The sequence below is a fragment of the Thauera sp. WB-2 genome (assembly GCF_027594845.1).
Lineage (GTDB): Bacteria > Pseudomonadota > Gammaproteobacteria > Burkholderiales > Rhodocyclaceae > Thauera > Thauera mechernichensis.
In genome coordinates this window covers 2131886-2156757 of the sequence record NZ_CP088935.1, presented here as the reverse complement: position 1 = coordinate 2156757, position 24872 = coordinate 2131886, and the positions used below count along the sequence as shown (strand labels likewise).

The window sequence follows — 24872 nt, the reverse complement described above, 5'->3', positions numbered from 1 at the left end:
AAACAAGTGCCTCCATTATAGATGTGGAACTTCATGCGCATTCACGCCCACATAAAGCAAAACCCCCCGCCATTGCTGACGAGGGGCCTCTCGACCAGGACAGCCTCCGGCCGTCCCAGCCTTCCAGCGACCTACCGACTCAAACTTCCACCGTATCCGCGACCGAGCGGAATTCCTCGATCTGGTCGAAGTTCATGTAGCGGTAGATGTCGGCGGCTTTCTTGTTCACCACCTCCACCTGCGCCAGGTACTCCTGCACGGTCGGGATCTTGCCCATCAGCGCGCACACCGCGGCCAGCTCGGCCGAACCCAAATAGACGCGGGTGTCGATGCCCAGGCGGTTGGGGAAGTTACGCGTCGAGGTCGACATCGCGGTGCTGCCCTTGCGGATCTGCGCCTGGTTGCCCATGCACAGCGAGCAGCCCGGCATCTCCATGCGGGCGCCGGACTTGCCGAGCACGCCGTAGTAGCCTTCCTCGTTGAGGATCATCGCGTCCATCTTGGTGGGCGGGGCGATCCACAGGCGGGTCGGGATGTCGGTCTTGCCGTCGAGCACCTTGCCGGCAGCGCGGAAGTGGCCGATGTTGGTCATGCACGAGCCGATGAAGACTTCGTCGATCTTGTCGCCAGCGACTTCGGACAGCAGCTTGACGTCATCCGGGTCGTTCGGGCAGGCGACGATCGGCTCCTTGATGTCGGCCAGATCGATCTCGATCACGGCGGCATAGTCGGCGTCGGCATCACCGGAGAGCAGCTCGCCGTTGGCGATCCAGTCTTCCATGGCCTTGATGCGGCGCTTGAGGGTGCGGGCATCCTGGTAGCCGTTGGCGATCATCCACTTCATCAGGGTGATGTTCGAGTTCATGTACTCGACGATCGGCGCCTTGTTGAGGTGGACCGTGCAGCCGGCGGCGGAGCGCTCGGCCGAAGCGTCGGTCAGTTCGAAAGCCTGTTCGACCTTCAGATCCGGCAGGCCTTCGATCTCGAGGATGCGGCCGGAGAAGATGTTCTTCTTGCCCTTCTTCTCGACCGTCAGCAGGCCCTGGCGGATGGCGTACAGCGGGATCGCGTTGACCAGGTCACGCAGCGTGACGCCCGGCTGCATCGTGCCCTTGAAGCGCACCAGCACCGATTCCGGCATGTCGAGCGGCATCACGCCGGTCGCGGCGGCAAAGGCCACCAGGCCGGAGCCGGCCGGGAAGGAGATGCCGATCGGGAAGCGGGTGTGGCTGTCGCCGCCGGTGCCGACGGTGTCGGGCAGCAGCAGGCGGTTGAGCCAGGAGTGGATGACACCGTCGCCCGGGCGCAGCGACACGCCGCCGCGGGTGCTGATGAAGCTCGGCAGCTCACGGTGCATCTTGACGTCGACCAGCTTCGGGTAGGCCGCGGTGTGGCAGAAGGACTGCATTACCAGGTCGGCGGAGAAGCCGAGGCAGGCGAGGTCCTTGAGCTCGTCGCGGGTCATCGGGCCGGTGGTATCCTGGCTGCCGACGGTGGTCATCTTGGGTTCGCAGTAGGTGCCCGGACGGATGCCCTGACCTTCCGGCATGCCGCAGGCGCGGCCGACCATCTTCTGCGCCAGCGAGAAGCCCTTGCCGGTGTCGGCGGGGGCCTGCGGCAGGCGGAAGAGCGTCGAGGGCGGCAGGCCGAGGGCCTCACGCGCCTTGGTGGTGAGGCCACGGCCGATGATCAGCGGGATGCGGCCACCTGCGCGCACTTCGTCCAGGATCACCAGGGTCTTCAGCTGCGACTCGGCGATCATGGCGCCGTTCTTCAGCGCGGTGACCTTGCCGGTGGCGTGGTCGACCTTGAGCTCGATCTCGTCGCCCATGTCCATCTGGCCGGCGTCGATCTCGATCGGCAGCGCGCCGGCGTCTTCCATGGTATTGAAGAAGATCGGGGCGATCTTGGAGCCCAGGCACACGCCGCCGAAGCGCTTGTTCGGCACGAAGGGGATGTCCTCACCGGTGAACCACAGCACCGAGTTGGTAGCGGACTTGCGCGAGGAACCGGTACCAACCACGTCGCCAACGTAGGCGACCAGGTTGCCCTTGGCCTTGAGCTCCTCGAGGAACTTGACCGGACCACGCACGCCGGCCTCTTCCGGCTCGATGCCCGGGCGCGGGTTCTTGAGCATGGCCAGCGCGTGCAGCGGGATGTCGGGGCGCGACCAGGCGTCCGGTGCGGGCGACAGGTCGTCGGTGTTGGTCTCGCCGGTGACCTTGAACACGGTGAGCTTCTGCGAGGCGGGGACTTCCGGGCGGCTGGTGAACCACTCGGCGTCGGCCCACGACTGCATGACGGCCTTGGCGTTGGCGTTGCCGGCGGCGGCCAGCTCCTTGACGTCGTGGAAGTAGTCGAACATCAGCAGGGTCTTCTTGAGGCCCTCGGCCGCGACTGCGCCCACTTCGGCGTCGCCCAGCAGGTCGATCATCGGCTTGATGTTGAAGCCGCCCAGCATGGTGCCGAGCAGTTCGGTGGCCTTGGCGCGCGATACCAGGCCACAGGCCTCTTCGCCCTTGGCAACCTTGGCGAGGAACTCGGCCTTGACCTTGGCTGCGTCATCGACGCCAGCCGGCACACGATAGGTGAGGAGCTCGACGAGGAAGGCCTCCTCGCCGGCGGGGGGGTTCTTCAGCAGCTCGACCAGCTCGGTGACCTGCTGCTTGGACAGCGGCAGCGGCGGGATTCCGAGGGCGGCACGTTCGGCGACATGGGCACGGTAGGCTTCAAGCACGGCGACTTCCTCACTTTTCGTGGCGGTGATCAAGGCTCCGCACGGGGATCACCCTTGCGGATCGAACTGGATTATATGTCTTTTATAAGACTTGCGGTGCAGCGCAGCAAGCAGACATGTGATCCGGGTGAAAACTTGCAGATTCTACTCCTCTCCGGCGCGGCTTTCGCCTGCCGCGCGATAACGGATGTTCGCCGGCGAGGTGGCGCCTCCGGTCATCACGAAGCTCATTGCTTCGTCCATGGTCCAGTCGGTCGACACGACCTTCGACACCGGCACGATCTCGATGTATCCAGAGGTCGGATTGGGCGAAGTCGGCACATACACGGCGGCCAGTTCCTCACCGGTGGTCTCGTCGCGGATCACCCGGGTGACGAAGCCCACTGCCTTCATGTCCGGACTGGGGAAACTGATCAGCACGACGCGCTGCACGCCAGCGGGCTTCTCCTTGACGGCGGCGAGAAATCGCTTGGTGCCGCCGTAGATGGCCGCCACCAGCGGAATGTTCTGCACCAGGCGCTCGAGCCAGTCGATGATGCGCTGGCCGATGACCAGCGAAGCCAGCCAGCCCAGCAGGTAGAGCACCACCAGGGTGAAGATGACGCCCAGTACCGACTGGAACTGCGGAAGCAGGATGAAATCGGCAATCGCCGGGTAGTTGCGCCGCAGGCCGCGCGAGATGGCAACGACCCAGGGCGTGCCCAGCTTCGAGAGCTGGGTGAAGATGAAGTCGAATACGAGCCAGGTGACCCACAGCGGCGCGGCCGTCAACAGGCCGATCAGCAGGTAGCGCCGGGTGGTGCGGATGCGTTGTTGTGTGTCTTTGTCCATCGCGAGCGCGGTTCGTTAAGCGGATGTGAAAGCGTGCGAGGATACCGCAAGCCCGCTGCCCGCCGCGCGGCATCCCATGCGCGTTAGCGGTTTTCTCTGTGCATGCGTCGAATTCGGGCAGAATCGGGGCATTGCAGCATTTTGATCCAGCATGAAGCCAGACCAGCCCTGCCCCTGCGGCTCCAGCCGCCTCCATGCGCACTGCTGCGCGTTGTTGCTAGACAGCGGCGCACCGGCCGCCAGTGCCGAAGCCCTCATGCGCTCGCGCTATACCGCCTTCGTGCTCGGCCGCGAAGACTATCTGCTCGCCACCTGGCACCCCAGCACGCGCCCGGCTGCGCTCGACCTAGCCAATGAGCCGGCGGTACGCTGGATCGGCCTGCAGGTCAGGGACCATGTACGCTGCGCCCCCGACCGCGCCGAGGTCGAGTTCGTCGCCCGCTACCGTATCGGTGGCCGCGCCCACCGGCTGCACGAGCGCAGCCGCTTCGTGCGTGTCGACGAGCGCTGGTACTACGTCGACGGAACCCTTTTTTGACCCGGACCTGCCCGCCATGAACCTCGAAAAAGTCATCTTCGGCTTCTTCATCGTGCTCGCTGCCACGCTCAACTTCGGCTTCGTGCTCGGCGACTTCGACAACCCCACCCATCATCACATCTACGAACTGTTCGCCGCCCTCGTGGTGAGCATGATCGCCACCGTGCTCAAGTTCGGCGATCGCACCCAGATCGGTGCCATCCACCTGTCGACCAGCCTGGTGGCCGATCTCCAGCTGGTGGCTGCGGCCATGGTGTGGGGCTACGCTGCCCACGTCTCTGCAGCGGGCGTGACACCGGAGGCCACGGCCAGCATCGTGTCGCTGTCCGCAGGCGCGCTGCTGGCCAACATGGTGTCGGTGGTCATCCTCATCGCCGAGACCATCATCCAGCGCCGCTGACTTGCTCCCGCCCGGATAACGGCCATGGAACCGCTCGCCCGCCACCACAGCGTCTTCTTCCTGATCATGCGGCGCATGCGCACACCGCTGATCATGCTGATCACGATCATGGCGATCTCGGTGCTCGGGCTCACGCTGGTACCCGGCGTGGACGACGACGGCAAGGTCACCTACCTGAGCTTCTTCCACGCCCTGTACTTCATGAGTTACACGGCGACGACGATCGGCTTCGGTGAGGTGCCCTACTCATTCTCCGACCAGCAGCGGCTGTGGGTGACCATCTCCATCTACATGTCGGTGATCGGCTGGGCCTACACGCTGGGCTCGGTGTTCAACCTGCTGTCGGACCGCAGCCTGCGCCAGGCCATATCGATGCAGCGCTTCGTGCGCGCGGTGCGCCGCCTGCGCGAACCGTTCTACCTGGTCGCCGGCTATGGCGAGACCGGCCGGCTCATCTGCCAGGCACTGGACCGCAAGGGCGTGCGCGCCGTCGTGCTGGAAATCGACGACAACAAGGTGGGCGAGATCGACCTGCACAGCTACGCGCTCGATGTACCGGCAATCTGCGCCGACGCCGGCAACCCCGAAACGCTCAAGTATGCCGGCCTCACACACCCCCATTGCGCGGGCGTGGTTGCGCTCACCAACGACGACCAGACCAACCTCGCACTGGCCATCTCGGCGCGCCTGCTGGCGCCCAAGGTGCCGGCGGTATGCCGTGCCGAGCATCGCGCTACCTCGGCAAACATGGCCTCCTTCGGCACCCGCCACATCATCAACCCCTTCGAACGCTTCAGCGAGACGCTGGCGCTAGCGCTGCATGCGCCCAACGCTTCCCAGCTCATGGGCTGGCTCACCGGGTTGCCGGGCACGCGCTTCGAACGCCGACGCGACCCGCCGCGCGGACACTGGATCATCTGCGGCCATGGCCGCTTCGGGCGCTGGATGGTGGATGCCATGGATGCCGAGGCGGTGCCGGTGACGATCATCGACATCGAGCCCAAGGGCGACGGCGTGCACCGCTGGGTGCAGGGCGACGGCACCGGCAAGGACGCCCTCACCGAAGCAGGCGTGACCACCGCCAGCGGCATCGTGTGCGGCACCAGCTCCGATGTCGACAACCTGTCGATCGCGGTGACCGCGCGCGAACTCAACCCCGGGCTGTTCGTCATCCTGCGCCAGAACCACTACGACAACCGCGCCCTGTTCGATGCCTTCGAATCGGACATCACCGTAGTACCGAGCCGCATCATCGCCCACGAATGCCTGGCCATCCTCAGCACACCGCTGCTCGCCCCCTTCCTCGCCGAGGTGCGCACGCGTGACGAGGACTGGTGCGGTGCCCACCTCGAACGCCTCACCACCCGCCTGGGCTGGACCGTGCCCGAGATCCGCAGCGAACGCATCAACCTCAGCCGCGCCCCAGCCCTCTACCGGCGCCTGATGCGCGGCGAGACTGTGACGCTGTCGATGCTGCTGCGCTCGCCGGTCGATCGCAGCGTGGCGCTGCACTGCGAAGTGCTATTCCTCGATCGCGACGACGACGACCACCTGCTGATGCCGGCCGCCAACACGCCAATCCGAGCCGGTGACGAACTGCTGCTCGCCGGTACCGCGGCCGCGCTGAACGATTTCCGGCTCATCGTCGGCAACGAGCACACGCTCAACTACGTGCTCACCGGCGAAGACCTGCCCGGCGGCTGGATCTGGGAGCGTCTCGCGCGCAGCAAGGCGCGAGCAAGCCTGCCCGCCCCGGCGAACGGCAGACCAAAGAGCAACGGCAGCTATCTGCCCTGAGCGCCCGCGGCGACCAGTACCACCTCCGAACCGCCCAGGCGCACGCGCTGCCCGGGCCTCAGCTTGGCGCGCTTGCGCGTCTCGCACACGCCATCCACCGCCACACCGCCCTGCTCGACCAGGGCATGCGCTTCACCCCCCGAGCCCACCAGCCCGCTCGCCTTGAGCAACTGGTCAAGCTGGATGTACTCCCCGCGCACTTCAAACTGCATCGTCATCATCTTCTCCACAAACGGCCGCCACTGTAGCCTGCGAGCCCGTTCCAACTCAATTGAATCCGGCCTGCCGGCCCGCGCCGCGCGCCCTGCAGGCGACGTGCGCTACGGGGCACCGCAGGAGCGGCGCCAGTCGCGAGCGTTTTGCATTCTTCCATCCAACGCTGCTGCTACCATCACGTCCTCACGCCCTCCACCGCCTGCCGAACATGAGCTCCACAACGCCGCCCAGCCCCCCACCACCTGCCTCGCACGACCACCGCATCCCGGTCACCATCCTCACCGGCTTCCTCGGGGCGGGCAAGACCACCTTGCTCAACCACCTGCTCAAGCAGCCGCAAATGGCTGGTGCGGCGGTGCTGATCAACGAGTTCGGCGAGGTCGGCGTTGATCATCATCTGGTCGAGCAGGTCGACGAGTCGGTCGTACTGCTCGACTCCGGCTGCATCTGCTGCAGCGTGCAGGGCGACCTGGTGAAGGCGCTCAAGGGCATCTTCATGCGCGCCCTGCGCAAGGAGATTCCGCCCGTCACCCGCGTGCTGATCGAGACCACCGGCCTTGCCGACCCGGTGCCGGTGGTGCATACCGTGATGGAGGAACCCTTCATAGCCGAACGCTACCGCTGCGACGGCGTGATCACCGCAGTGGACGCCACCCATGCGATCACCCAGCTCGGCGACAACCGCGAGGCGGTGCGCCAGGTGGCGATGGCCGATCGCCTGCTGATCACGAAGTGCGACCTCGCCGACACCGCAACCCTGGCAGAGGTTGCAGCCCGCATCGCGACACTCAACCCGGGCGCGCAGCAGGTCGAGATCAGCCATGGCAGCATTGACCCGGATGTCGTGTTCGGCTGCGGGCTCTACGACCCTGGCGCCAAGTCGCCTGACGTCGCGGCCTGGCTTGGCGAAGAGCGGGTGCGCCATCAGCAGGCACGCAAGGCCGCACTTGCTGCGCCGCTGGCCTGGCGCAAGAGCGGCCAGCCGATCGTGGCGCCGACGGCGCCCGCCCGCCACGACGCGAACGTGACGAGCTACGTGCTGACCCTCCCCGAGCCGCTCAACTGGTTCGCCTTCTCGGATGCGCTCGGCCTGCTGTTGCAGGTCTACGGCGAACGCGTGCTGCGCATCAAGGGCTTGCTCAACGTGGCCGGCGACCCGCTGCCACGCATCGTCCAATGCGTTCAGCACTCGATCTACCAGCCCACGAGCCTGCCAGCCTGGCCCGACCAGCCGCCCTACGACGACCGCAAGAGCCGCCTGGTCTTCATCGTCCGCGAGCTGCCACGCACGGCAGTGGTCGAGCTCTTCTACAGCATCGGCGGGGTCGAGGCAGAAGCCGAACCCTCAGCCTGAAGGCTAGCGCCGCTGATCACCATCTCCGCCACATGGGCGCCGATTGCCAGCGCCGAGGTCAGGCCGGGCGATTCGATGCCGTAAAGGTGCACCAGACCCGCCACGCCATGCTGCACCGGGCCGTCGATGCGGAAGTCGGCATCGGCCTCGCCCGGGCCCACGATCTTCGGCCGCACGCCGGCATAGGCAGGCTGCAGTCGCGCTGCATCGAGCGCGGGCCACCAGTCGCGGATGGCGCTGGCAAAGCGCTCCGCCCGCGCTGGATCGACATGGTAGTCGGGGGAATCGACCCACTCGACATCGGGCCCGAAGCGGGCCTGGCCGGCCAGGTCCAGGGTGAGGTGTACGCCCAGCCCGCCAGGCTCAGGGATGGGATAGACGAGATGCGAGAACGGCGCTTTGCCGGCATAGCCAAAATACACCCCGCGCGCATAGCAGGCCCGCGGCGCCTGCGCCGAGGCCGCGCTGCGGATGGCACGCCCCAGACCGACCGCCTCCAACCCGGCCGCATTGACCACCCAGCGCGCGCGTAGCTCCATCGGCGCGGTGCCGCCCACCTCGACCACCACACCCCCATCCTCGGCAACCCCGCCAGTCACCGGGCTGCGCAGCACAAGCACGGCACCATGGCGCTCGGCATCGGCCAGCAGGGCGAGCATCAGGCCATGGCTGTCGATGATGCCGGTCGACGGCGACAGCAGCGCCGCATGTGCCTCCAGCGCCGGTTCGAGCGCTGCCAAGGCGCGGCCATCGAGCCGGCGCAGGTCGCCTACCCCGTTGGCGCGGGCACGCGCCGCGATCGCCTCGAGCGCATCGGCCTGGGCCGCCCGCGCGGCAACCACAAGCTTGCCGCAGCGCACATGTGCGACCCCACGCCGCGCACAGTACGCGTACAGCATCTCCCGCCCGGCTACACACAGCCGGGCCTTCAGCGAGCCCGGCGGATAGTACAGACCGGCGTGGATGACCTCGCTGCTGCGGGCACTGATACCGCTACCGATACGGTCTTCACGCTCGATGATGAGCACCTCGCGGCCTGCTTCGGCCAAGGCCTTCGCGCACGCAAGCCCCACCACGCCGGCACCGATCACCACGACATCGACCTGCTCCATGGTCGCTTTTCTCCTTTGCCGGATCAACGCACAAGGTCAGTGACTCAGGCCGGTACGCGCTTGATGAATGGCTGACCGGCGCCACCCGCGAGCCTCCGCGTGTGCCCAGCCCAATGGTCGGAGCTTAACGCTCCATGTAGCATGCAGGGAACGACATCCCCGCCCTTGGCCCAGACCACTCGCCCGCATGACCCGCACCGCCCGCCCTACCGCCATCGCGCCACCCCGCATCGAAGCATCCCCCAACGAAACGGACGCTGCCGGCGCAACGACAGCCGATTGTCCTATGGACGCGCTGCTGCAGCGTGCAGACCGCTGCAGCGCAGACGCCTTCGCGTGCGGTGCGCTGCAGCCCATTCGCACCGAGCAGACCTGGCTCGACGCCGAAGGCCTGCGCTTTTCCGTACGCTGGGTATCCTCGCTCGCACTCAAGGACCGCGCACGCGTCGACACCGTCATTCGCCGGCGCCCCGACTTCAACCCATTCCTGCCGCCTGAGCCCGCGCTGACGGTGGCAGCAATCGGCGAGCATCACCTCGTCGTGCTCAACAAGTTTCCGGTGATCGAGCGCCACCTGCTGATCGTCACCCGTGCGTTCGAGCCCCAGACGGCAGCGCTGTCGGACTCCGACCTGCTCGCCCTCGCAAAGGTGCTGCGCGCACATGGCGGCTTGGGTTTCTACAACGGCGGACGCATTGCCGGTGCCAGCCAGGCGCACAAGCACTTGCAGTGGGTACCGTCGACCGCAGCTGCACTGACACCCTTCGTGCCGCGCTCCTGCCTCGATAGGCCCGGGTACGCGGTATGCAACCCCGCACTGCCCTGGGCACACGCGTTCGTCGGTCTGGAAGAGCACGCGTGGCGAGACGACACAGCCGCGGGCCAGAACCTGCGCGCAGCTCTCCAGACTGCCTGCGCAGCGCTTTCCATGCCCGCGCGCGCCCAATCGATGCCTGACTACAACCTGCTGGTCAGCCGCGAGTGCCTGCTGCTGGTGCCGCGCACGCAGGAGAAATGGCAGGACGTATCGATCAACTCGCTGGCGTACGCAGGTTCACTGTTCGTACGTGACCACGCCCAGATCGCGCGCCTGCGCGCTGCAGGTGCGCTTGCGGTGCTCGCCGCAGTTGGTCGGCCGGGGTGAGGGCATTCCCTCAGGCTGCACGCGGCAGCGGCGACTGGGGCAATGGCGAGTGCGGCAGCGGCGGCAGGCCAATGGTGGCGCGCAGCTCATCGCACTTCGGGTTGGGCGTGCCGTCGTCGAAATAGACCGGAAACTCGCGACAGGGCGTCGGACGGTTCTCGTAGATGGTGCATGCGACCTGCTTGCCCACCTCGCCGGCGAGTGCTGAACAGCGCCGCGGCACCGTGTTGCTGCCCTTCATGCAACGCATCGTATGGTTGAGCTTCTCGGTCATGGCGGCGGGCACGAACCCGCCGGGGGCATCGTCCGCCTCTGCCCAGTAGAACGAGATGCGGAAGTGGGTGCAGCAGATGCCGCAATCCAGGCAGGGGTTGAAACCTTCCATGAACCGTTTTCGCAGGAAATGAACATTGATCGGGGGCCGAGAGGCGCGCGGATTCTATCCCAACGGCTACGCCACGCAAGCCCCCGAGCACCTGATTAGTGCTTATCAATCAATGCCCTGCAAAACATTTTGCAGAAAGATTCAATCCTCCTGAGGCGCACCCTCGGCGCCGCAGCACTTCTTGTACTTCTTGCCGCTGCCGCAGGGGCAGGCGTCATTGCGCCCAGGCGTCGCGGCGGCGGGCTTGCGCGGCGCCTCGGTCGACAGGACCTCTGCCGTTGGCAGCCCCAGGTCGCGCCAGTGCGAGAACACGTCGTTGACCGTCTCGCCCACTGCACCGAGCCAGCCCAGACGGGTTTCATCATCGGCGCCCGCCGCGTCGTCCTCGCCCCAGGGCGCGAGCACCTCGTCAAGCGCCTCGCGCACGGCCTCCACCGCCTCCTCGTCCAGCCCTTCTTCCCAACCTTCAGGCCACAGGTCCAGACCCTGCGCAAAACCGTCGATCCAGGCCTCGCCCAGCTTCAGGCTGTCGCCTTCGGAGATGGCGAAGCAGAACGGCTCCCAGCAGGCTTCGTCGTCATCGTCCAGGCCGAGGGTGGCGAGCAACTCGTTGTGATAGGCCTTCACCAGACGGATCGCGCGCTGCAATCCGCTGCCCGAGCCGAAGCCGATCTCGTCGCCATGAGCCGACCAGACGCCGGGCATCCAGCGTTCGGGGCCGATCGGCCGCGGCGACAGCAGAACGCCAGCGAGGTAGCCGTCCAGCATCTCGAGATCCATGCAGTCCTCGGGCACGACGTCGGAGGTCAGGATTTCCTCCAGCGCTTCGAAGTCCTCGTCACGCATGAGACTGGGCTTGGCCGGGGGTACAGGCGTGTTTTCGGGGGTGTTTTCGGGCAGGTCGGTCATGGCAGTCTCCACAGGTCGGTACCAAGGGTGGCGCATGCAGCGCCGCCCGGCAAGTCAAAGATCCGTTACAGCGCCCGCAGTGATTGCGGCGGACGGCAGTTCGAGTACGAGCCGGTAAAGCGCCTGGCCGGAATCGCGATACTTGCGCTCGAAGGGCGTGAGCGGCTGGTCGGCCTCGAAGGTCTCCCACGACGGCGCACTGCCGAGTGCCACGCCGAGCGCACACGCGAACTCCTCGATATAGACCTGCCAGTTGCTGCGGCATTCCAGCACCCCGCCGGCGCGGACGATCCACGGGAACACCGGATGAGCGTGCCAGCGACGACCCAGGTGGCCGATCTTGGGCCAGGGATTGGGATACAGCAGGTAGTGGCGCGCCAGCCGCAGCCCGGCGGCGTCGAGCAGGCGCCAGTAGTCAACTAGGTCGGCGCGCACGAAGACCATGTTCCTGGGCAGCAGCGCATCCGGGTAGGGCTTGCGTCGCGACAGCCGGTCCTGGGACTGATCGACGCCGATCACCCAGTGGTCCGGGAACTGGCGGGCGATCTGGATGGTGCTGTGGCCCACGCCGCAGCCGGCGTCCAGGATGAGCGGCGCACGCCCGTCCCAGCCCGCCAGACTGATGTCGAAGGCGGCGCGGTTGTACTCCGCGTAGGGCTTGCGAAAAGGCTCGGCGAGGTGCTTGCGCACACGCTCGGCTAGGGCATGGTGCACCGTCTGCTGGGCGCTCTGCGGGATACTGGAGTTGGCGTAGCTCATCGGCTGTCCTCGGCGAGGCACGTCGGTTCGGTCTGGATCATGCGGCGATCGGCAGCAGGCGCTTGGCCTCAGGCAAGGCATCGGCAACGGTATCGGCCACACAGCTCGCCTGCGCACCGAGCGGGACGCCGTGTCGCGCCATCACCGCTTCGATCTCGGCCAGCGCCTTGATGGGCCGGATGTCGGTGAAGAGGCGATCGGCCTGTGGGTAGTTGCGGGCGAGCAGGTGCAGCCACTGCTTGATGCGCCCGGACACGTGGCGCGGCTCGACCTTGCGCCGCACGCGGACGCGAAAATCCTCCAGCAGCATCAGCAACACCTGCCATTCGCGCGCGCGCTCGGCGGCGTCCGGCGCGTCCAGCCGCCCTGCACGGATGCGCGCGGCGAGGAAGGGGTCAGCCACCGCGCCGCGCCCGATCATTACGCCCGGCACGCCAGCGACGGCGCGGCAGCGCACCCAGTCGGCGGCGGTCCACACCTCGCCGTTGGCGACGACCGGCACGTTCACCACATCGGCGATGCGCGCAACCCATTCCCAGTGCGCAGGCGGCTTGTAGCCCTGCACCTTGGTGCGCGCATGGACCACCAGGCCATGCACACCGCCTTCGACCAGGGCCAGCGCACACTCGCGCGCGCGGCCCGGGTCGGCAACCCCCAGGCGCATCTTGGCCGTGAGCGGCAGGCCAGGCGGCAGCACAGCCGCAAGCGCTGCGGCGATGCGATGCAGCAGTTCGGGCTCGTCGAGCAACACGGCACCACCACGATGGCGGTTGACCGTGGGCGCAGGGCAGCCGAAATTGAGATCAACCCCGGCGGGCTCGAGCCGCGCCAGGCGCTCGGCGTTGGCCGCCATGCAGGCCGGGTCGGAGCCGAGCAACTGTACCCGCACAGGCACTCCGGCGCCCGTGCGGCTACCGGCATCCAGCTCGGGGGCGATGCGGCGAAAGTAGCGGTCGGGCAGAAGGGTACCGGAAACGCGTACGAACTCGGTCACCGCGTGGTCGTAGCCGCCCACCCGCGTCAGAACCGCGCGCAGGACGTCATCGAGCAAGCCTTCCATGGGCGCGAGCAACAGCACCGCGGTCTCCTTGCCGCAGAGGCGGCAGCCGGTCCGAAAGGGCGCGATTGTAATACCGCAGCCAGGCCCGCGCTGCGCATTTTCCTTGCATGGGTGTTGCGACTGTCGGATAATCTTGGATTCTTCACAACAGGGTGGTCACATCCGCCGCCCGCCAGCATCAGGAAACCACCATGAAAGCGGACATCCATCCCAAGTACAACGACGTCAACGTGACCTGCTCCTGCGGTAACACGTTCGTCACCCGCTCGACCCTGGGCAAGCCCGCCTACCACGTTGAAGTGTGCTCGGCCTGCCACCCGTTCTACACCGGCAAGCAGAAGATCGTCGACACCGCCGGCCGCGTCGAGCGCTTCCGCCAGAAGTACGGCAGCGTCCAGCGCGCCAGCTGATCCGGCACGCGCGGCGCCCGACGAGGCGCCGCACGCCAGAGCGCCCAAACGCGCCTCGGCAGCACAAAAAAGGCAGCTTCGGCTGCCTTTTTTGTGTCCGGCGCATACACAAGCGTGGCGCCCAAAGCCCCGGCGCAGCAGCGCTGCACCGTCCTGGCGGGCGTAGCGGGCGTTGCGCCCGCACCGCGCCCTCAGCCCACGCTGCCGGCATGTTTGCCAGCAATACAACTCACCCGCACAATGCGCGCATGATTCGCGAGCCCGCCACGCCTACCCTGTTCCAGCGCCGCATCTATGGCACCGTCGGCCTGACCGTGCTGATCGCGGCTTACCTGCTTGTCGGTCTCACCGTGCACGACCCCTGGCGCGGCGACGATGCGCGCTATTTCGGACCCGTGCTGAGCATCCTGCAGGGCGAGTCGGCGCTGTTCCCGATGCTGGCTGGCGAGCCACTGACAGACTATCCGCCACTCTACTACTGGGTGGCAGCGGTGTTTGCCGCATTGGCTGGCGATCTGCTCACGGCACATGGCGCTGCACGCCTTGCGAGTGCGCTATTCGTCGCGATCGCCATTTTCTTCACCGCCCGCGCGGCAGAATCCCTCCACGGTCGGTCCAGTCGCACGCCAGCGGCCCTGCTTGCGCTCGGTACGCTCGGTCTCGTCCTGCATGCCCATGAGACTCAGCCTTTGCTGGCGGTGTTCGCGATGCTCGCACTGACTCTGAGCGGTCTGGCCGAACTGCCGCGGCGCCCCCTCGCCGGCGGCGTCACGGCCGGGCTGGGCAGCGGCCTTGCCTTCCTCGCCGGCGGCCTCGGCGGGCTCTTGATCACAGCGCCCTTGATGATGCTGGCGCTACTCAGCGCCGAATGCCGCCAGCCACGCGCCAGCGGCGGACTGCTTGCCGGTCTGTGCCTGATGCTGGCCGTGTCGGGTGCCTGGCCACTTGCCCTGCACCTGAACGCCCCCGAACTGCTCAACCTGTGGCTGGGTGCCGAATGGCTGAGGCTGTCGGCCGCAGCACTCGCCGTCGCGGAAACACCCCGCCTGCTCGAACTCGTCGGCTGGTTCCTGTGGCCGCTGTGGCCAGTCGCACTGTGGGGGCTGTGGCGCGCCCGCCGCCACCTCACCTCTCTGCCCGCCCTGCTGCCGGTGCTCAGCCTCGCGCTGGGCCTGGGCTGGGTGGTCCTGTCCGGCGACCTGTCGCAGGCCAACATGCTCGCCCTGATTCCAGGTGCCGCCTTGCTCGCGGCAGTGGGGGTCGTGCAACTGCGTCGCGGCGCAGCGAGCGCCTTCGACTGGTTCGCGCTGATGAGCCTGGCAGTATTCGGGATCCTGGTCTGGCTGGCGTGGAGCGCTCAGGCATTCGAGTGGCCGCCAGGGCTTGCCCGCCACGTTGAGCGCAATGCGCCCGACTTCGTCCTGCCACAGGAGCAATACCGCCTGATCGCAGGCGTGGCGATCACTGCGCTGTGGATCCTGCTCGTGGCGCGCCTGCCACGCAGCATCTCGCGAGCGCCTGCCAACTGGGCAATCGGCCTGGTCATGCTGTGGAGCCTTGCCGTGGTCCTGCTGATGCCGTGGTTCGACCATGGGCGCAGCTACCGCGGTGTGGTGCAATCGCTGGACATCGCCGTCCAGGGCGAACGCAGCGAACGGCCACTGAGCTGCATTGCCACCACCGGACTATCCGACGCGATGCGCACCTCGATGGACTATTACGCCGGGCTGCGCGCCGAACGTATCGTCGCAGGCAGTACGCCGTGCCCGCTGCTGCTGGTGCAGCTCGAGCGTCGCGAGGGCGCCGTCGAGCTCGCGCCCGAATGGGAGACAGTGTGGGAGTTCCGCCGTGGCGCCGGCAAGCGCCAGGAGAACTTCAGGCTGTTGCGGCGGAGGGAGTAAGACCGCTGCTCAGTCCAGGCGCAGGAAGTGATCGCGGTAGTGGCGCAACTCGGCAATCGATTCGTGGATGTCGGCCAGTGCGGTGTGTGTGCCGGCCTTCTTGACGCCCTCGTACACCTCCGGGCGCCAGCGCCTGGCGAGCTCCTTGACTGTGGACACGTCGAGGTTGCGGTAATGGAACCAGGCCTCCAGGCCCGGCATCCAGCGTGCAAGAAAGCGACGATCCTGGCACACCGAGTTGCCGCACATCGGCGAACTGCGCGCCGGCACCCATTGCTGCAGGAATTCCAGCACCGTAGCCTCGGCCTCCGCCTCGGACACGGTCGATGCCCGCACCCGCGCCGTGAGGCCGGACTTGCCATGCGTGTTGCGGTTCCATTCGTCCATGCCGTCGAGCACGCTGTCGGGCTGGTGAACGGTGATCACCGGCGCCTCGGCGATGGTCTCGAGCTGCTCGTTGGTGAGCACGATGGCAATCTCGATGATGCGATCGCGATCGGGTTCCAGGCCGGTCATCTCCATGTCCAGCCAGATAAGGGTCTTGGGGTCCTGTGCCATAATCGATGCGCCCTGTCGGTGCGTTGCCACGAAACAATCAAGGGGGCGATTGTGTCACAGTTCGCATGACTCGCTGCACCCATGGCTCGCCTTGGCTGCCGCAATCGCAGGAGCGCCAGCCCGTGTTTCGAAGCTGGCGCCCCGCACCCCATGGCCGAACGCCCAGTCCTCGGCAGCAGGCCCGTTGTTCAACAGTCACCCTCGCCTCCCCTGACAACCGATGAATGCATTCACCGCCCTCTTCGTCTGCGTCCTGCTGCTCGGCCTCGCCGCGCGGCTGGCGCTGATGCAGCGCCACAGGCACCACGTGCAGGCACATCGCGATCGCGTGCCCGAGGCCTTTGCCGATGCCATCCCGCTCGCCTCACACCAGCGTGCGGCCGACTACACGGCAGCACGCGTCGGCCTCGGCATGCGCGACGCAGTGGCAGGCGTGGTGCTGGTCCTGGTGCTGACACTGGGCGGCGGACTGCAGTTCATCCATGACGCGTGGGCGCCGCTGCTCGGTGCCGGCAGCCTGGCGCACGGTGTCGCGCTGCTGGCGACGCTGGGTGTGCTGGGCTGGCTGGTGGACCTGCCCTTCGTGCTCGCACGTACCTTCGGCATCGAGCGACGCTTCGGTTTCAATCGCATGACCCCGCGCCTGTTCGTCACCGACACTGTCCGCCAGGGCGCACTCGCGGCCTTGATCGGCCTGCCCGTGCTTGCGCTGCTGCTATGGCTCGCGGGCGCAATGGGCGAACTCTGGTGGCTGTGGGTGTGGGCCTTCTGGCTCGGCTTCAACCTGCTGGCGATGATCATCTGGCCCACCTTCATCGCGCCTCTCTTCAATACCTTCACGCCGCTAGCCGACTCCGCGCTCAAGGCACGCGTCGAAGCCCTGCTGGCACGTTGCGGCTTCCAGTCCAAGGGGCTGTTCGTGATGGACGGCTCACGGCGCTCGGCGCATGGCAATGCCTATTTCACCGGCTTCGGTGCCGCCAAACGCATCGTCTTCTTCGACACCCTGCTCGCCAAGCTCAACGCAGACGAAGTCGAAGCCGTGCTCGCCCACGAACTCGGACACTTCCGTCACCGCCACATCATCAAGCGCCTGGCCGTGCTTGCACCGACCAGCCTGGTCCTGCTCGCCCTGCTGGGATGGCTCGCGGGCCAGCCCTGGTTCTTCACCGGACTGGGGACTTCGGCAAATGACATGGCGACCGCACTGGCCCTGTTCTTCCTCGTGCTGCCTGCCTTCACCTTTCCGCTCGCGCCGGTGCTCAGCCACATGTCGCGCAGGCACGAGTTCGAGGCCGACGCCTACGCGGCGAAGCAGACGCGCGCATCGGATCTCGTCGCAGCGCTGGTCAAGCTCTACCGCGACAATGCCTCGACGCTGACGCCTGACCCCCTGTATTCGCGCGTATTCGACTCGCACCCGCCCGCGGTGCTGCGCGTGGCGCGCCTGCAGGCATTGCCGCACTGAATCGTGGACCTCCTGGCCGAGGGCGAATACCATCGCGCCCGGTTCCACAACAAGCACAGCGACAGGTTCGAGTGAGAAAACGCGTCCGGCCCGGCGGTGGCCAAGAACATGGGGTGGATGGCGTGATCGTCGCCGCCTTTGGCCGCCACTACGAAATCGACACGCCCGAAGGACGCCTGCGCTGCTATCCACGCGGCAAGAAGAGCAGCTTTGCCTGCGGCGACGAGGTGCAAGTCCTGCCCGGGGGTGACGGCCAGGGCGTGATCGAGGCGCTGAGACCGCGCCGCAACCTGTTGTGGCGATCGGATGCCTTCCGCGAAAAGCTGATCGCCGCCAACCTCAGCCACATCGTCATTGTCGTCGCAACCGAGCCGGGCTTCTCGGATCTGCTGGTGTCGCGCTGCATTGCCGCCGCCGAGAGCCAGGAAATCACGCCGCTGGTGGTCCTCAACAAGGCCGACCTGCATGAACGTTTGCCTGCTGCACGCGCCCAACTGGAACCCTTCGCGCGCCTCGGCTACGAGGTGATCGAGGTTTCGGCCCTGGAGGGTGCGGATCTGCTGCGCAAGCGCCTCGCAGGATTGCGCGCGATCTTCGTCGGCCAATCGGGCATGGGCAAGTCCACCCTGACCAACGCGATTGTCCCCGAGGCCAATGCCGCCACTCGGGAAATCTCGGCCGCGCTCGACTCCGGCAAGCACACCACCACCTTCGCCCGCCTCTATCCACTACCGCCGGCACGGGCCGGCGATCCTGCCGGCTGGCTCATCGACAGCCCTGGGCTGCAGGCCTTCGGGCTTGCGCACCTTTCAGCCGAGGACCTCGCCGAAGCCTTCGTCGAGTTCCGCCCTCATCTAGGCCAATGCCGCTTCCGCGACTGCCGCCACGAGGCAGAGCCAGGCTGTGCGCTGCGTGCCGCCCTCGAGTCCGGTGCAATCCACCGCCGACGCTGGGAACACTACCGCAGCATTCGCGAAGAGATTGCCGCCGCACGTAGGCTCAATCCGGGCTGGTAGTCCTGACGGGAGCAGCCCAGGGCTGGCGCGCGGGGGGCCTGATGATCAGGCTTCGAGCAGAAAGCCCCGCACCACCTCGATCTGCGCCGGATCCATCAGCATCGGCGCGTGCCCCACCCCGGTGAATTCGACGGTGCGCGCCCGCGGCCCTCGCGTACCCATTGCCTCGAAGACGTCGGCCGCGAGCAAATCGGACTGCGCACCGCGCAAGGCCAGGGTCGGGCAGCGCACGCCCTCGTACACAGGCCACAAGTCGATATCGGCATCGATAGGCCCGGCGCGGAAGGCATCGCCCAGCCCTGGGTCATACACAAAGGCGAAGCCGCCGCCTTCGCCGCCAACCGGCCGTACCGAGTATTGCGTGAGGTGGCGCCATTGCGCGTCGCTGAGCGGTCCGAACGGCGCGCTTACCTCACGGATGTAGGCCTCGGCCGCCTCCATGGTCGGAAAGCGCGGCGTCATGCCGACGTACTGAGCAATGCGCTCGAGCGCCACGCGGGTGATGACGGGACCGACATCGTTGAGCACCAGGCGGCTGATCGGCGTATGCGGCTGGCTGGCGAGCAGCATGCCGATGATGCCGCCCATCGAAGTACCGACCCAATGCACCTCCTCGACATCCAGGCGCGCGATCAGCGTCACCATGTCCGCCACGTACACGGGAAAGCCGTAATCGGACTTGACCCCCAGCCAGTCGCTGCGCCCGCGCCCAACCACGTCAGGACAGACGACGCGGTAGTCGTCGGCCAGCACGCGCGCCAAGTCGTCGAAATCGCGGCCGTTGCGCGTCAGTCCGTGGACGCAGAGCAGTACGCGCGGGTTGGCGGGGTCGCCCCATTCGGTGTAGGCCATGCGGTGCAGGCCATGCGGCCCGAGGCACTGCACACGACGCTCGCGCAGGTTGTGCCGCGAACCTGCACCGAGGGAGGACGCGGCGAACAGGGGGCTCGATGTAGTCATGGCAGCAGGCAGATCCCGTGTTATCGGCAGTGACCCAAGTCTAGCCCGAATGCGACTGAGGCTGCGACTGTCGCTGACGGCACTCAGCGCCCATGCCAGTATCGCGTCCGTTCGGTGCGCTCCGCCCTGATGCGGACGCGCTCGCCGCCACGCGCCGGGAACGCCGCCGTCACCGCGCCCTGGCTGTCGGTACGCCAGTTGCGTGTCCCCGCCTGCGTCCAGCGTGCCAACACCTCGGGATGCGGATGACCGAAGGCGTTACGCCGGCCCGCCGAATGGATCACGTGCTCAGGCGAGGTCGCTGCCACGAACGCCTGCGAAGACGAACTGCGGCTGCCATGGTGAGGACTCAGTACCACGTCGCTCTCCAAACCCTCGCGCTCGCGGGCGATCAGTTGTGCCTCCGCGTTGCGTCCGATGTCGCCGGTAAGCAAGAGCGCGCCCCCGGGGCCAAGCACTCGCAGCACGCAGGAGTTGTCATTATCGTGGCGTGACGAGCCAGCAAGCGCCACCTCACCGCCCGGATGCAGTACCTCGAAACGGACGCCATCCCATTCCCATGCCTGGCCGCGCTGGCAACGCCGCGCCGTACCCGCCGCGCCGGCCTGGGCTGCCCAGGCCGCTCCCCAGCGCGCATCAGCGTCATGTGGACCGGCAAGCACGGTGCCCACCGACATCGCCTCAAGGAGGCTCGAAGCACCGCCGACATGATCGATGTCATCGTGTGAAAGCACGAGCAGATCGAGCGCGGCAACGCCGTGCGCGCGCAAGTAGGGCAGGATGACACGGCTACCCGCGTCGGCGCTCATGCCGTAAGCAGGACCGGCATCGAACAGCATGTCGTGGCGGTGTGTCTGTACATGCACCGCCAAGCCCTGGCCGACATCGAGCGTGCGGGCTACGAAAGCACCCGGCTCCGGCCGCGGTGGTGCCCACAACGCCAGTCCGGCAAGCAGCGCCGGCGCCGCCAGACGCCCGGGCGTCGCGCGTGGCAACAACAGCATGGCGACGGCGAGCGCCCCAGCGGCAATCAGCCATGGCGGCGGCCGGGCCTGCTCCCAGAGCGCGTGTTCGAGCTCGGCAAGCGGCCGCACGACATCCATCATCATCACGGTGGCGCCATGTGCCAGGACGAACAGGCCATCGACCGGCACGATCAGCGCGAGCAGCACGAGCGGCGCGATCACGAAGCTCACCCCCGGGATGGCGACCAGATTGGCCAGCGGCGACACGAGCGGGAAGGACTGAAACAGGGCGAGCAGCGCAGGCGCCAGCGCAAAGCTGATCGCCAACTGCACGCGCAACGCGGCGCGCCATCCCGAAGGCGGGCGGACGCGACCACCGAGCACGGCCAGGATGATCGCCACCGCCGCAAATGACATCCAGAACCCGGCCGACAGCACGGCCCACGGGTCGGCCACCAGCACCACCAGCAGCGCTGCCGCCAGCACGCGCGAAGCTGCCAGCCTGCGGCCGGAAAGCAGCGCCAGTACCGCCACCGCCAGCATCAGCCAGGCCCGCAGCACCGGCAGGCCAAGCCCGGCCAGCAGTGCATAGGCGCTTGCCCCCGCAAGGGCTGCCAAGGCGCGCGCCTTGTGTACTGGCAGACGCAACGCCAAGCCCGGAGCCCGCCGCCACGCCAGGCTGCACAAGCCGCCACACAGCAAGCCGACCAGGCTGACGTGCAGCCCCGACACCGCCACGAGATGGCCAATGCCGGTATTGCGGAATACGGTCCAGTCGGCCTCTGCAATTGCGCGCTGGTCGCCCACGGCCAGTGCGGCGAGCACGCCTGCATGCTCGCCCTCCGGCAATGCGGCGAGAATGCGTTCGCGCACGACCCCGCGCTGACGGTGCACCCATTGCATTACACCGCTTGGCGCGGCGTCGAGCAATTCGGCATCCGCACGTACGTAGCCGGTCGCACGAATGGCGCGCTCGAGCAGCCAGCCTTCGTAGTCGAAACCATGCGGATTGGCAAAACCATGCGGGGGCCTGAGGCGGACCACGAAGTGCCAACGCTCGCCGGCCTGCAAGGCCGGAAGGGGGTTCGGCGCACGACGGTTTTCGTACCACGACAACTGGATGCGAGCGGGCACACCTTCCGGCGCGGCGTCGGGCTCGAACACGAATCGCCAGCCGCCGGCCAAGGGTTGCGGCAAGCCGGTTATGCGCCCCGCCACCGAGATATCCTGCCCTTCCAGCGTGTGGGCGAGGGCATCGGCCATGCGCCACTCCGCACGCTGCGCCGCCCACGCGAACCCCGTCGCACATGCCGTCGCCACGACACAGGCAGCGATGGCGTAGCGCCCCGCCCAGCCCCTGGCGCTCGCGCCGAACAGCGCCCCGAGCAGCACGCACGCAAGTGCAATGCCCGCCGCTGCAGGCCCGGCATCGAGCGTGCTGCGGGTTTGAAGCAGGCACACGCCTGCCAGGAAACCCAACGCAACCATCCTCATGACATCGCATGATGCCAAAAGCATTGCCTGCTGCCTATCCGCAGCGAAACCTGTGGTGACAATCGGCAGCCCACATCAGCCGGGACACAAGGGCCCGGACGGCTGCCGAACTGCTAGACTGCGCCGCCGTCCAAGAACCCTGCGCCAGCAAGACAAGTCCATGCGCAAGCGACTCAAGCGCCTCCTGCCCGATCACCAGACCATCAGCGCGAACCGCTGGCTGCGCCCGTTCGCATCCACCCTGCTGCATCCGCGCCTGTGGCACCTGAACCGCCATTCCGCCGCAGGCGCGGTAGCCGTGGGCCTGTTCTGCGGCCTTGTCCCCGGCCCGCTGCAGATGCTCAGTGCTGCGCTCTTCTGCGTGGCCTTTCGGGTCAATTTGCCGCTCGCCTTGCTGACGACGCTCTACACCAACCCGATCACCATCGTGCCCCTGTATGTGCTGGCCTTCGGGATCGGCAGCCTCATCACTGGCAACGGGGACATTGCGTTTGCTCCACCCCCCGAACTCGCCAGCCTGAACCCGGCGACCTGGATCAGCGATCTGCTCGCGTGGACGACAAGCCTGGGCAGACCCCTGTTCATCGGCCTGGTGGCACTCGCGGCGGGCTTGTCGATCGTGGGCTACCTGTGCGTGCGCTGGAGCTGGCGCTACTGGCTTTTGCGCCAGTGGGCTCAGCGCAAAGCCCGGCGCGCAAGAACGGGAGGCGCCGCTCCGCGCTGAGCACGGCAGCAGCGCCTCCCGCGACGGCACTATTCGAGCCGGCCATCACTCAGCCGCAAGGTGCGCTGGGCGCGTGCGGCGAGCGCTTCATCATGGGTGACGATGACGAAGCTGGTCGAGAAGCGCTCATTGAGCGACAGCATCAGCTCGAACACCGCACCCGCAGTTCGCCTATCGAGGTTGCCTGTCGGCTCGTCGGCGAGCACGCAGGCCGGCTCGCTCACCAGGGCGCGAGCGATCGCCGCACGCTGGCGCTCGCCACCGGACAGTTCGCCCGGCGCGTGATCGAGGCGATGACCAAGACCGACCTCGGTGAGCATCCTGGCCGCCCGCGCCTCGGCCTCCTCGCGGGCGATACGGCGGACGTAAAGCGGCATGGCGACATTCTCCAGCGCGCTGAACTCGGGCAGCAGGTGATGAAACTGGTACACGAAGCCCAGCGCAGCGTTGCGCAACCGGCCACGCGCCGTTTCCGACATGCCCGAGAAATCCTGCCCCATCAGGCTGACCTTGCCCGCACTGGGTACGTCCAGCCCGCCGAGCAGATGCAGCAGCGTGCTCTTGCCCGAACCCGAGGCGCCGACGATGGCGACGCGCTCGCCACGCTCGATGCGCAGATTCACGCCGTCGAGCACTTTGACCGCATCGGCACCTTCACGGAAGTGTTTGCTCAGGCCTTCGCAGGCCACCACCGACGAAGCCGCCGGCATCATCACGGGATCACTCATAGCGCAGGGCCTCCGCCGGGTTCACCCGTGACGCGCGCCAACTAGGGTAGATCGCCGCCAGCAGGGTGAGCACAAAGGACACGGACACGATGCTGACCACGTCGGACGTCAACACCTTCGATGGCAACTCGTCGATGTAATACACCTCCTTGTTCCACAACGTAGCCCCGGTCACCGTCTCGAGCGCGGGGATCACCACATCGAGGTTGCCGGCGATGGCAAGCCCGCCAGCGACGCCGGCCAGCAGACCGACGACACCGATGATCGAGCCCTGGAGCACGAAGATGGTCATGATCGAGGCCGGGCTCGCACCCAGAGTGCGCAGGATGGCGATGTCGGCATACTTCTCCTGCACTGCCATGACCAGCGTGGATACGATGTTGAAGGCGGCCACCGCGACGATCAGGAACAGGATCAGCGTCATCATCGTCTTCTCGAGCGCGACGGCGCGGAAGAAGTTGGCATGGCTGCGCGTCCAGTCAGCCACGATCAGCCCGGGCTCGCTGATCATCAGCGCCAGCTCGCGAGCCACACGCGGCGCGGCAAACAGATCGTCGAGCTTGAGCCGCACGCCACTCACCGCATCACCGAGCCGATACAGCGCCTGGGCATCGGCGACATGCACCAGGGCAAGGCCGGAGTCGTATTCGTACATGCCAGCCTCGAAGATGCCCACCACCTCGAACTGCTTGACGCGCGGCAGCACCGCGGCTGGAGTGACCAGCCCCTGAGGCGCGACCAGTGTCACCTTGTCGCCCAGTTGCACGCGCAGGGCAAATGCAAGGTCGCGCCCGAGCACGATGCCGAAGCGCCCGGCTTGCAAGGCGTGGAAGTCACCACTCTGCATGTAGCCGCCGAAGTCGGCCACCTTGTCTTCCTCGCTCGGAATGACCCCGCGCACGATGGTGCCGCGTACTGCATCGTCGAACGACAGCATGCCCTGCTCCTGCACGTAGGGCGCGGCCGCACGCACCGACGGGTGCTGCATGCTCTCCTCTGCGACCTGTTGCCAGGTCTCCAACCCCTCGCCCCGGCTCTGCACCTGGATATGGGAGGCAACCCCCAGGATGCGGGTGCGCAACTCCTCCTGGAAGCCGTTCATGACCGACAGTACGACGATCAGGGCCGCAACCCCGAGCGCGATGCCAAACATGGATACGAGCGAAATGAAGGAGATGAAACGGTTGCGCCCCTGCGCGCGCTTGCGCGAGCGCGTGTAGCGCATGCCCACGAGAAATTCATAACGCATGGAATTCAGGTATCCTCAGCCCGGTTCGGACAAGCCCGGCATTGTGCCCGCCCTTGGCCTGCAGCGCGACACCAAAGCGCATGCGAATGTAAGTCGGGGCGCTTGCCGCCAAGCCCGGCAGCGCTGCAGCCCGCCGGCCACGACGCTGGCAGGCGCC

The 24872-nt window shown here is 67.0% G+C and carries 23 protein-coding genes; 10 read left to right on the top strand and 13 right to left on the bottom strand.

Annotation, left to right across the window (positions count from 1 at the left end; genetic code table 11):
* Positions 1-139 precede the first annotated feature (139 nt).
* Both acnB and LQF09_RS09815 read right to left on the bottom strand, forming a co-directional pair.
* Positions 140-2737 carry a bifunctional aconitate hydratase 2/2-methylisocitrate dehydratase gene (gene acnB, locus LQF09_RS09820; protein ID WP_002927992.1) on the bottom strand — a complete coding sequence of 866 codons (2598 nt, stop codon included), beginning with the start codon at positions 2735-2737 and terminating at the stop codon, positions 140-142.
* A 144-nt stretch (positions 2738-2881) separates the two neighbouring features.
* A complete protein-coding gene (locus LQF09_RS09815) occupies positions 2882-3568 on the bottom strand; it encodes a DUF502 domain-containing protein (protein WP_002942323.1) in 687 nt (228 codons plus the stop codon).
* Between the two features lie 151 nt (positions 3569-3719).
* Here LQF09_RS09815 and LQF09_RS09810 point away from each other — a divergent pair, with 151 nt between their 5' ends.
* From LQF09_RS09810 to LQF09_RS09800, 3 genes are read left to right on the top strand one after another with little or no spacing between them, the layout of a single operon-like run.
* A complete protein-coding gene (locus LQF09_RS09810; protein WP_002942320.1) occupies positions 3720-4106 on the top strand; it encodes a YchJ family protein in 387 nt (128 codons plus the stop codon).
* A gap of 16 nt (positions 4107-4122) precedes the next feature.
* Positions 4123-4506: a DUF6394 family protein gene (locus LQF09_RS09805; protein ID WP_002942318.1), complete on the top strand. Its 384-nt coding sequence runs from the start codon at positions 4123-4125 to the stop codon at positions 4504-4506.
* A 24-nt stretch (positions 4507-4530) separates the two neighbouring features.
* Positions 4531-6303, top strand: a complete 1773-nt coding sequence (locus tag LQF09_RS09800; protein ID WP_270069843.1) for a potassium channel family protein — start codon at positions 4531-4533, stop codon at positions 6301-6303.
* Here the strand turns inward: LQF09_RS09800 and LQF09_RS09795 are convergent.
* Entirely contained in the window at positions 6291-6521 is a 231-nt protein-coding gene (locus LQF09_RS09795; protein WP_270069842.1) for an RNA-binding S4 domain-containing protein, read from the bottom strand. The two genes, LQF09_RS09800 and LQF09_RS09795, sit on opposite strands and share 13 nt — an antisense overlap.
* Positions 6522-6727: 206 nt before the next feature.
* Between LQF09_RS09795 and LQF09_RS09790 the strand changes: the two genes are divergently transcribed.
* Positions 6728-7873, top strand: a complete 1146-nt coding sequence (locus LQF09_RS09790) for a CobW family GTP-binding protein (RefSeq protein WP_270069841.1) — start codon at positions 6728-6730, stop codon at positions 7871-7873.
* Here the strand turns inward: LQF09_RS09790 and LQF09_RS09785 are convergent.
* Positions 7828-8985: an NAD(P)/FAD-dependent oxidoreductase gene (locus LQF09_RS09785; RefSeq protein ID WP_270069840.1), complete on the bottom strand. Its 1158-nt coding sequence runs from the start codon at positions 8983-8985 to the stop codon at positions 7828-7830. The genes LQF09_RS09790 and LQF09_RS09785 overlap by 46 nt on opposite strands.
* A 286-nt stretch (positions 8986-9271) precedes the next feature.
* On the opposite strand from LQF09_RS09785, the gene LQF09_RS09780 reads away from it, so the two are divergent.
* Positions 9272-10129, top strand: coding sequence for an ATP adenylyltransferase family protein (locus tag LQF09_RS09780; RefSeq protein ID WP_002927973.1), 858 nt, complete (start codon positions 9272-9274; stop codon positions 10127-10129).
* 10 nt (positions 10130-10139) lie between these two features.
* On the opposite strand, the gene LQF09_RS09775 is transcribed toward LQF09_RS09780, so the two are convergent.
* The 4 genes from LQF09_RS09775 to LQF09_RS09760 all read right to left on the bottom strand — a co-directional run bounded on the left by LQF09_RS09775 (position 10140) and on the right by LQF09_RS09760 (position 13260).
* Positions 10140-10514, bottom strand: coding sequence for a YkgJ family cysteine cluster protein (locus LQF09_RS09775; RefSeq protein WP_002927970.1), 375 nt, complete (start codon positions 10512-10514; stop codon positions 10140-10142).
* Positions 10515-10655: 141 nt separating this feature from the next.
* Entirely contained in the window at positions 10656-11423 is a 768-nt protein-coding gene (locus LQF09_RS09770; RefSeq protein ID WP_002927967.1) for a YecA/YgfB family protein, read from the bottom strand.
* A 54-nt stretch (positions 11424-11477) separates the two neighbouring features.
* Positions 11478-12182, bottom strand: a complete 705-nt coding sequence (gene trmB / locus LQF09_RS09765) for a tRNA (guanine(46)-N(7))-methyltransferase TrmB (protein WP_002927964.1) — start codon at positions 12180-12182, stop codon at positions 11478-11480.
* 37 nt (positions 12183-12219) lie between these two features.
* On the bottom strand, positions 12220-13260 hold the full coding sequence (locus LQF09_RS09760; RefSeq protein WP_270069839.1) for a tRNA dihydrouridine synthase: 1041 nt from the start codon (positions 13258-13260) through the stop codon (positions 12220-12222).
* A gap of 173 nt (positions 13261-13433) precedes the next feature.
* On the opposite strand from LQF09_RS09760, the gene rpmE reads away from it, so the two are divergent.
* Both rpmE and LQF09_RS09750 read left to right on the top strand, forming a co-directional pair.
* Entirely contained in the window at positions 13434-13652 is a 219-nt protein-coding gene (rpmE, locus tag LQF09_RS09755) for a 50S ribosomal protein L31 (protein WP_002927961.1), read from the top strand.
* 248 nt (positions 13653-13900) lie between these two features.
* On the top strand, positions 13901-15553 hold the full coding sequence (locus tag LQF09_RS09750; RefSeq protein ID WP_270069838.1) for an ArnT family glycosyltransferase: 1653 nt from the start codon (positions 13901-13903) through the stop codon (positions 15551-15553).
* Positions 15554-15562: 9 nt separating this feature from the next.
* Here the strand turns inward: LQF09_RS09750 and orn are convergent, their stop codons facing one another.
* The gene (orn, locus tag LQF09_RS09745; RefSeq protein WP_002927955.1) at positions 15563-16111 is read right to left on the bottom strand and encodes an oligoribonuclease; all 549 of its coding nucleotides are present in this window, start codon (positions 16109-16111) and stop codon (positions 15563-15565) included.
* Between the two features lie 220 nt (positions 16112-16331).
* Between orn and LQF09_RS09740 the strand changes: the two genes are divergently transcribed.
* Together LQF09_RS09740 and rsgA are read left to right on the top strand one after the other, a co-directional pair.
* Entirely contained in the window at positions 16332-17579 is a 1248-nt protein-coding gene (locus LQF09_RS09740; protein WP_270069837.1) for a M48 family metallopeptidase, read from the top strand.
* A 113-nt stretch (positions 17580-17692) separates the two neighbouring features.
* Positions 17693-18595, top strand: a complete 903-nt coding sequence (gene rsgA / locus LQF09_RS09735; protein WP_270069873.1) for a ribosome small subunit-dependent GTPase A — start codon at positions 17693-17695, stop codon at positions 18593-18595.
* 45 nt (positions 18596-18640) lie between these two features.
* On the opposite strand, the gene LQF09_RS09730 is transcribed toward rsgA, so the two are convergent.
* Both LQF09_RS09730 and LQF09_RS09725 read right to left on the bottom strand, forming a co-directional pair.
* Positions 18641-19555, bottom strand: coding sequence for an alpha/beta fold hydrolase (locus LQF09_RS09730; protein ID WP_270069836.1), 915 nt, complete (start codon positions 19553-19555; stop codon positions 18641-18643).
* An 83-nt stretch (positions 19556-19638) separates the two neighbouring features.
* Positions 19639-22014: a DNA internalization-related competence protein ComEC/Rec2 gene (locus tag LQF09_RS09725; protein WP_270069835.1), complete on the bottom strand. Its 2376-nt coding sequence runs from the start codon at positions 22012-22014 to the stop codon at positions 19639-19641.
* A gap of 160 nt (positions 22015-22174) precedes the next feature.
* Between LQF09_RS09725 and LQF09_RS09720 the strand changes: the two genes are divergently transcribed.
* Positions 22175-22738: a DUF2062 domain-containing protein gene (locus LQF09_RS09720; protein ID WP_270069834.1), complete on the top strand. Its 564-nt coding sequence runs from the start codon at positions 22175-22177 to the stop codon at positions 22736-22738.
* A gap of 29 nt (positions 22739-22767) precedes the next feature.
* On the opposite strand, the gene lolD is transcribed toward LQF09_RS09720, so the two are convergent.
* Together lolD and LQF09_RS09710 are read right to left on the bottom strand one after the other, a co-directional pair.
* Positions 22768-23466: a lipoprotein-releasing ABC transporter ATP-binding protein LolD gene (lolD, locus tag LQF09_RS09715; protein ID WP_002927935.1), complete on the bottom strand. Its 699-nt coding sequence runs from the start codon at positions 23464-23466 to the stop codon at positions 22768-22770.
* Positions 23459-24715, bottom strand: coding sequence for a lipoprotein-releasing ABC transporter permease subunit (locus LQF09_RS09710; protein ID WP_270069833.1), 1257 nt, complete (start codon positions 24713-24715; stop codon positions 23459-23461). The genes lolD and LQF09_RS09710 overlap by 8 nt, the downstream gene beginning before the upstream one ends.
* Positions 24716-24872 lie beyond the last annotated feature (157 nt).